Origin of the sequence: Idiomarina piscisalsi, from assembly GCF_003987095.1 — a bacterium.
Lineage (GTDB): Bacteria > Pseudomonadota > Gammaproteobacteria > Enterobacterales > Alteromonadaceae > Idiomarina > Idiomarina piscisalsi.
The window spans coordinates 1-6341 of the sequence record NZ_PIQA01000002.1 but is presented as its reverse complement, the minus strand read 5'-3'; the positions used below and the strand labels follow the sequence as shown (position 1 = coordinate 6341).

Sequence of the window (6341 nt, the reverse complement as noted above, 5' to 3'; positions counted from 1 at the left end):
AGACTTCAAATAAATAACCCCAGCCAAACCGGCTGGGGTTTTTTTATGCCTGCTCCTGAGCCTCTGTTTCTTCGGTAGCCTGACGTTATTACGTCAGGAGCAATGGCTGGGTGCAGTCGCCCAATGGCTTGCTCATGCTGAAAACCTTAACGACCTCAACTAATGCAATGGCATCAAACCATAACTACTTCTCGATGGTGTAGATGAGATCTCCACCCTGACCTTCCGCATTAGAAACAGACTCGAAAATCAATTTGTCGGTAAGGCTATAACGTAGGATGAAAGTTGAGGTTGGTTCTATTAAACCGATTCCGTACTTAATATATAAGTCTGGGGATAAATGTTTGCCGATATACAAAGATGTGTCGTTAACATCACTGGTTCGTGAATCGAGGGAAACTTCGTCTAAGTCAAAAGTTTCTTTCAATCCATCGGTTAAAAACTCGGTACTACGGCCGCCTACCAACAAAGCGGCTTGGAGTTCCAGATTGTTCACGTCGCCTTGGCTGCCAGGCGGTTTTCCGAAAAGAAGGTAGGACAGTATTGTGCTATCACTCATTGGTGGTGTAGAAAACAGGCTAAGCTCGGGCTGCTCAATACTGCCAGTAACGCGTGCTCCTATTTCCTCAGGTGGTTTTTGATTACTTGTCGAGGAGCTGATATTTCTAGTAACTCTGAGGTTTAATGAAGGGCTGCTTAAAGGAACGTCGTTAAATAGCAAGTCACCGCGCTCTATCGTTAGTTTTTGTCCATAAATTTCATATTGCCCGGACGTGACACCTATAGTTCCGTTCCCTCTTGCCGGAGAGTTAGGTTGTTGAGTAATGTTAAGGCTTCCTTGAATCTGACCAGCAAAGCCAAGCGCCTTAACTCTTACGTTTTCTCCCAAAGAGACGGTTAAGTCAGTTTGGGTTTTGAATACAGACGTTTTTTTCTCTTCATTTTTCAACCGAACATCAGCAGATTCTGTTGTGGCTTGGTTAAGTTCTATGGGAGTTATGCGGGCTTTAGGGATATTTAATTTTCCATTTAAGCTTATCAGCTTTTTATCTAGGCTTACGGTTAGTTCCGGTGAGGCTTCTATGAGCAAATCCGGCGTATCGATAATAAGCAGGTCGTTTCCATTAATGTCTAACTTGCCGAACTGCTTAAATGCATCCAAGTGGCCAGTAATTTGCAATTTTCCGGAACCCACTTTTCCGTCAGCCTCCACCTTAAACTGACCTGAGTTTGCATCTGCTTGCAGAGTCCCAGTAACGTCGTTTAGCATGGTGCCAGATTGCAGCACCACTATCTGATTCGCATTGAGTTGAACTTTTCCCGATGCTAGAGGGGTATCCACTGTTCCATCTATTGCTATGCGAGCAGAAGCCTTTCCGTTACCAATACTGACTTGTGGAAGCAATAGGTTAGCCAACTCCAGGCTGTCTGAGTCAAAGTCTAAAGTGCCGGATAGCTTACTACTTGCTTCCAAGCTGCCTGTCTCAACGTAACCATTTAGGTTTAGTCCAAGCTCATTAGCTTGAGCGATTACATTGGCTTGTAATCCTTGCTCTTTAGTTTTCGCAACGAACTGCAATTTCTCTAAGGTTACGGTTTCTTCTGCAGTCGAAACTTTTGTGTTGTCGGCATTTATTGATGCATTTAACTGGCGGAATGTCGTTGTTTCAATATCTACTGAACCTTCGACGTCGAGATCCAGATCGCCTTGCAGTTTGTACAATGCCGATGGTATGACTAAAGCTTGCAATGCATTTATAGGAACAGATTGAGCGTTAGCTTTAAAAGACAGCCTGCTTTTATCTTTGTCTAACTGAATGCATAAAGGGGAGTTAATCTCCGCATAACCAATGCATAGATCTTGTATTCTAAAATTAGCATTTTTAGAACTGAGTGTTAAATCGGTAGGCTGAGTTAAATAAACTTCCTTATAGCCTGTTTGCTTTAACTTGGCGGTATCGAGCCCTATCGTAAACTCGGGTTGGTTTAACACACCATTAATGGTTCCGCGCGCTAAAGCAGTTCCTTGTAATTCTGATACCTGGCTTAATTGGTCAGATTGAAGCTCCCAGTTCAATGTTCGGCCTGGGCTCAATGCTCCGTTAATGTTAAACGATTGAGCTCCCCAATTTCCTTCCATACTTTCGACAAATAGATAGGGGGCGGCGTAGCTCATTGAAACTTTGCTATTGACGTCATGACCTTCGTAGGCACCAGTGACTTTGGCATTTAAAGAAATATCACGGCTCCAGTCAATAGTCGCCTCTGCAGCTATAATGTTGTTATTCTGACTGAGCTTTAATGTGGTTAGATTGAGCGACCTGGAAGCAAGCTTAGCCTCACTGGTTAGCTTAAATGGTTTTGGTAACAAACCATTAATATCGCTCGATAAATGAGCTGATAAATTATCGATAGCTCCACTAACCGTTAATTTGCCGTCTTCACTAATAATCTCGCTGGGTTTGTATAAAACAGTATCCCATTGCGACGTGACATCAATAACAGGGACGGAATCAAGATGAACAATACGTCCGTCAATGAGTAATTCGCCACGAATATCATTATCTGAACTCACGTTAAGCGAGTTAATTGTTAATGCATTAGACTCGTATGTTAAGCGTCCAGATATTGCTGCATTCCTTTGGTTTACGGTAACCGTTAGGTCAGGACTAAGAGTGGCGCTGTCCAAACTCCCTTCCCCTGCGATGGTTCCGTTAAGCACAAGACTCAGGTCGCCTAAATTAAAAGCTTTTAACCAAGGAGTAAGGTTGCTTTCATTCCATTGACTGGTAACAGACCAGCTCAGCGCTTTGGCTGGTTGATGCAGAGTAGCTTCAAGGGAAGCATTCAGACTGTCACTAAGTTTCGTCTCAGTGACGAGCTTTCTTATATCCCCTTTTAATAGGCTGTTGATAGTGAGAGCGGGATAATCCGGCGAATGCAGCTCAATTTTAGTATTCAGTGAGCTTTTAAAAGGATATGACAGTAACGACTGCCCGCGAACGGATGCTGTTACATACTGGTGCGAAATATCTAAGTTTCTCAGAGTAACACGGCCACGCGTGTTTGCTTTAGCGGAAAGGTTTACATCAAGCTTTTGAGCCGGAGCCTCAAAGAAAAAGAATAACGTGTCAGACACTGTTAGCTTCTGAATATAAATGGATAAGGGAAGTTCTATTTTTATCTCATTGAGAGCGTTTGCTTGGTTATCGTTGTTGGGTTTAGCCTCTGTAGAGCGTAATCGGACTTCGCCGTGATCACTCTTAATACGCTCTACCGTAATAGAGCCTGATAATAACGCTAACGGCTGCCAATGAATTTCTAATGCTTCGGTTTGGTAAGCAAATGACTCGGACTCGACACGTAAGTTATTAAAGCTAAACTCGGTTAGTAGCTTGCCTCGAAACTTGTCGTAGCGAATATCTATTGGGGAGTAATGAATGGCTTTATCGACTACCCAGCGGCTGCCTGTTTCGGTACCGAACAATGAGATCGCAACCGATGGTATTACAAGAAAGATGCCCAATATGATGCTTGCCAACCAGCGATAAATCGTCATAGATCAGGCCCCAGGGTTAAGTGTAGTCGCCAAGGCTTATCGGGTTCATCAATTGCTTGAGCTAAGTCAAGCCGAATTGAGCCGATAGGCGATATCCAGCGCACACCAAAGCCAATACTTTGCTTTAATGGCTCATTAGGTTCGATCATCGCATTCCCGATGTCCGTAAACAATGCAACCCGCCAGTGTTCCTTAAACCGATAGTCGATTTCTGCGCTGGCTGTTGCTAGGTAACGCCCCCCAATAACCGTTCCGGTTTCGTCCTCAGGACCGAGTTGTTCATAGGCATAACCACGAACACTGTGGTCGCCACCCGCAAAAAAGCGTAATGATGGAGGCAGGGTATTGAAGTTATCAATATAAGTGGCGCCTATATCAGCACGAGTGAGTATTCTGACGCGCGCAGTTAGCGGTACGACGGCTTTGAACCCCAGCTTTAAACTGGCCATGTTCGCGTCTGATAAAAGCGTATCATTTGCCGCTTTAAGCGTAGCATCAAAGCGAAATCCTTTATCAATATTCAAGCGTCCGTCGGCTGTCATGTAGGTCCAGCTAGATCGTGGGATAAGAAATTGACTAGTACCCTCTGTTTCACCAATCTGAAAGTCATCTCTTTGCCAGCTTAAGCCAAACTCATGTTGCCACTGGTTCATGGTAACGGTACTGGACGCGCCTATACGGTATAAACGGTTTTCCTGACCTTCATTGTTTTTATCCGATACTTCTGCGTTAAATCGATAGTAGTCAGACTGCGGCTTTTTCCCGGGGACGATGTAGTTAGCACTAACACGGCTTTCAATTTGAGATACTTGAGTCACCCCCCGAAATTGGTGGCCATCTTCGTTGACCCAGCGCCGATTTAAACTGGCACTAACTCGGGCTCCCGTGTCGGTTCCATAACCGATACCATATTGATACTGGTTTCTGTAATTTGCGCTAGATTTTACTTCTATAGGCACCTGCAGATTTTCCGATTCATCCCACTGCGGACTGACTTGCACTTGAGAAAAGTAGCCACTGTCGAGTAACCCGACCTGCAAATTGCTGAGTTCCTGACTGGTGTAGCCTTCCCCCTGCTTAAATGGAACATATCGTTGCAGGAGTTCGTCATTGAGAATGTCTTGCTCAAAGTTAACAGCACCAAACTGATATCGCTGCCCAGACTCAAAAACAACATCGATATTAGCTGTATTTTGGTCGACATCAATAATGACATCGTGTTTTTCAAATCGGGCATCGTGGTAACCGCGCCGGCTTGCCAGTGACAATAAGCGAGACTTTAATTCCTCATATTCTTGATGAATAAAGCGATGTTCAGGCTTTAGTTTGCTTCCATCTAACAAAGACTGAAAGCGAGCATCGTCTTTAGCATCTCCTTTTATCGCCCAATTATTTGTGGCAATGCGCACTGGTTCATTTAAGACAACGTCGTAAGACGCTATCCACCCATCTTCAACACTTTCTAGTTGAGCATTCACTTCAACCTGATAATATCCATAAGGGCGCAATGCTTTTTGAATGTCGTTGGGCGCTTGTCGATGTAGATACCGGATTCGATAATCAGCGTAAGTGTTGCTGCCATTCAATCGGGCTATCTGTAGTAGCGTCATGACATTGTCATACGCTTTACCTTCGACACCCGACACTCTTACTTCGACAGAAGCAAAAGTCAGACAACTGAAAAATAAGCTACCAGCAATTAGAATACAGCGAATGTAAAGCATTGACGTGTTTTACCATAAAAAAGATGACAACATAATCTCATTGTTTGAGACTCTGTGTCACCCATCGGGTTCAACTTGGAGAAATTATGGCGATAGAAATTACAACAGCAGAGAAACGGCTATTACAAAAGGTTAGTATACCGCCACGACCACAGACTCTGTTAACTGTTAGTAGTGAAGCCAAAAAAGAGGAACCCGATGTATCTGTTATTGCTGATGCTATCGCATCGGATATGGGTATTGCTGCTGCGGTTTTGCAAGTTGTAAACTCAGCTGCTTATCGGCGTGCAAAAGAAATTGATTCAATTCAGCAAGCGGTCATGACGCTGGGTTTTCGACGCGTCTTTCCGATTGTAAAAGCGGTTGCATTAAAGTCAGCGCTGAAGTCGGACTATGATCTCAATGAGTTTTGGCGTTATAACGAATGGGTTGCGAGTGCTTGTGTGATGGTTTCCGAAGCTGTCGGTAAGCCGGAGCTGCGAGATCATGCTTACATGCTTGGTCTGTTTCAGAGTTCTGGTATTCCCGTCATGTTGTCAGAGTTTGATGAAGAATATTCAGAACTATTGGATGCTTCAAGTAGCCAACCATGGCCTGAAATTATCGAACAAGAGCAGCGCAAGTTTAATACAACCCACACCACAATGGGTGCGTTACTCGCTCAGCAGTGGAAGCTCCCCAAAATTGTTGTCGAAGTTATTTATTATTTGTTCGATGACAGCTCTGTTTTTTTAACATCGAGTGAGCTGTCGGGGCTTGCGTTGGATTTGTTAGGCATATTAAAAATATCCCGTTATGCGATAGACCTAAGAACGCGTAGCTTGGCAGGACAAGATGAATGGCAGTCAGTGCAGGACGGCGTACTGGAACACTTTCAAATCGATGAGTTTAAAGTGGAAGAAATTATTGAGCTAGTTCATGAAGAACTATTCGATACCGATCATTAGTTTTGCTGGTTAAATTATCTGCAAACGACAGAGTTAGAGCCAATAAGTACTTGTGCCGCGGTTTGTTGTCGGTATAATCCATGCCTCAAGAGTTAGGGGCGTAGTTCCAAC

At 44.0% G+C, this 6341-nt stretch carries 3 protein-coding genes; 1 reads left to right on the top strand and 2 read right to left on the bottom strand.

What is annotated here, in order from left to right:
• Nucleotides 1-184: 184 nt before the first annotated feature.
• Together CWI73_RS04825 and CWI73_RS04820 are read right to left on the bottom strand one after the other, a co-directional pair.
• Nucleotides 185-3139, bottom strand: coding sequence for a translocation/assembly module TamB domain-containing protein (locus CWI73_RS04825; protein WP_241968832.1), 2955 nt, complete (start codon nucleotides 3137-3139; stop codon nucleotides 185-187).
• A gap of 416 nt (nucleotides 3140-3555) precedes the next feature.
• The gene (locus CWI73_RS04820) at nucleotides 3556-5283 is read right to left on the bottom strand and encodes an autotransporter assembly complex protein TamA (protein ID WP_126751797.1); all 1728 of its coding nucleotides are present in this window, start codon (nucleotides 5281-5283) and stop codon (nucleotides 3556-3558) included.
• 86 nt (nucleotides 5284-5369) lie between these two features.
• Between CWI73_RS04820 and CWI73_RS04815 the strand changes: the two genes are divergently transcribed.
• The gene (locus CWI73_RS04815) at nucleotides 5370-6230 is read left to right on the top strand and encodes an HDOD domain-containing protein (protein ID WP_100691672.1); all 861 of its coding nucleotides are present in this window, start codon (nucleotides 5370-5372) and stop codon (nucleotides 6228-6230) included.
• Nucleotides 6231-6341: the final 111 nt, after the last annotated feature.